Genomic DNA, 2,032 nt, shown 5'->3' on the forward strand with positions numbered 1-2,032 from the left:
AGCTCGGCCTCGACGCCGCGCTGCCCACCCTCGTGGTCACGGGCGGCTCGCTCGGCGCCCTGAGCCTGAACCGCGCCGTGTCCGGCGCCGCCGCCCAGATCCTCGCGGCCGGCGCCCAGGTGCTGCACCTGACGGGCAAGGGCAAGGGCGACGAGGTCCGCGAGACCGTCGCCGGCGTCGACCCCCAGCGCTACCAGGTGCGCGAGTACCTCGAGCAGATGGAGCTCGCCTACGCGGTGGCCGACCTCGTGGTCTGCCGCTCCGGCGCGGGCTCCGTCGCCGAGCTCGCCGCGCTCGGCATCCCCGCGGTCTACGTGCCGCTGCCGATCGGCAACGGCGAGCAGCGGCTGAACGCCGCCCCGCTGGTCGAGGCCGGCGGCGGCCTCCTGGTGGACGACGCGGACGTCACGCCCGCCTGGGTGGCCCAGAACGTTCCCACGCTGCTCGCGGACCGCGAGCGGCTCGGTGTCATGGCGAAGGCCGCGGGGTCGGCCGGCACCAGCGACGGCGCGGCTCGTGTCGTCGATCTCGTCGAGCAAGCCGTACGGTCAGCAGGTACCGACACCACGGAGGTCAGGTCATGAGCACCACGGTCACGGATCAGATGGCGGATCAGGTCGCGAAGCTCGGGCGCGTCCACATGATCGGCATCGGCGGGGCGGGCATGTCCGTCGTCGCCCGTCTGCTCGCCGGTCGCGGCGTCCCGGTGCAGGGCTCCGACGCCGCGGAGTCCGAGGCGCTGGCCGCGCTGCGGGAGGAGGGCATCCAGGTGTGGGTCGGCCACGACGCCGCCCACCTCAGCGGTGCGGACACCGTGGTGATCTCCAGCGCCGTCCACGAGGACAACCCGGAGCTCTCCGCGGCCCGCGCCCGCCGCCTGAACGTGCTGCACCGGTCGCAGGCGCTGGCCGCCCTGATGGAGGGCTCGCGCGGCGTCGCCGTCGCGGGCGCGCACGGCAAGACGACGACGTCGGCCATGGTCGCGACCATCCTGCGCGAGGCGGGCCTGGACCCGTCGTACGCGATCGGCAGCACGGTGCGCACCGCCAACGGCTCGACGCCGGGCGGCCACCTGGGCTCGTCCGACGTGCTCGTGGCGGAGGCCGACGAGTCGGACGGCTCGTTCCTGAACTACACGCCCACCATCGCGGTGGTGACGAACGTCGAGGCCGACCACCTGGACCACTACGGCACCCCGGAGGCGTTCAACGGCGCGTTCATCCGGTTCGCGCGCCGCCTGGTGCCCGAGGGCTGGCTCGTCGCGTGCGCCGACGACGAGGGCTCGCTCTCGGTGGGCGCCACCATCTGCGCCACCGGCGGCCACGTCATCACCTACGGCACCAACGACACCGCGCGCGTGCGGGTCACCGACATCTCCACGACGCCGGAGGGCACCACGGCGGTGCTGCGCGGCGACATCCTCGGCACCAACGAGCAGGTGGCCGACGGCGCGGGCGTGTCCGGCGACGTGCCCGGCATCCCGATGCGCCTGTCGGTGCCGGGCAAGCACAACGTGCTCAACGCGACCGCGGCCGTCATCGCGTCGGTGCTGCTGGGTGTGCCCGCCGAGCGGGCCGTCGCCGGGGTCGAGGCGTTCATCGGCACGGGTCGTCGCTTCGAGGAGAAGGGCGAGGCCGACGGCGTGCTCGTCGTCGACGACTACGCGCACCACCCGACCGAGATCAAGGCCGTGCTGACGGCGGCCCGCGAGATCGCCGACGGCGGTCGCGTGCTCGTGCTGTTCCAGCCGCACCTGTACTCGCGCACCAAGACGTTCGCCGACCGGTTCGCGGCCGAGCTGTCCGCCGCCGACGAGGTGGTCGTCACCGACATCTACGGGGCGCGCGAGGAGCTCGACCCGACCGTCACGCCCAGCACGATCGTCGACCTCATGACCGATCACGGCGCCGCCTACGCGGTGCCGGACCGCCTCGACGCCGCGCACGCGATCGCCGACCTCGCCCGGCCGGGCGACGTGGTGCTCACCGTCGGCGCCGGCGACGTGACCCAGCTCGGACCCGCCGTCCTGGCG

General features: G+C 74.0%; 2 protein-coding genes. Both read left to right on the forward strand.

Going from position 1 to position 2,032, the window contains the following annotated elements; translation table 11 throughout:
* Positions 1-584: UDP-N-acetylglucosamine--N-acetylmuramyl-(pentapeptide) pyrophosphoryl-undecaprenol N-acetylglucosamine transferase (locus tag PROKR_RS20295; protein ID WP_036966458.1), on the forward strand; the 584-nt coding region annotated here is incomplete at its 5' end.
* Positions 581-2,032 (forward strand): UDP-N-acetylmuramate--L-alanine ligase (gene murC, locus PROKR_RS20300; RefSeq protein ID WP_036966482.1); only part of this gene is annotated, 1,452 nt, incomplete at its 3' end. The genes PROKR_RS20295 and murC, both read left to right, overlap by 4 nt.

This window comes from Promicromonospora kroppenstedtii DSM 19349, from assembly GCF_000515355.1.
GTDB lineage: Bacteria > Actinomycetota > Actinomycetes > Actinomycetales > Cellulomonadaceae > Promicromonospora > Promicromonospora kroppenstedtii.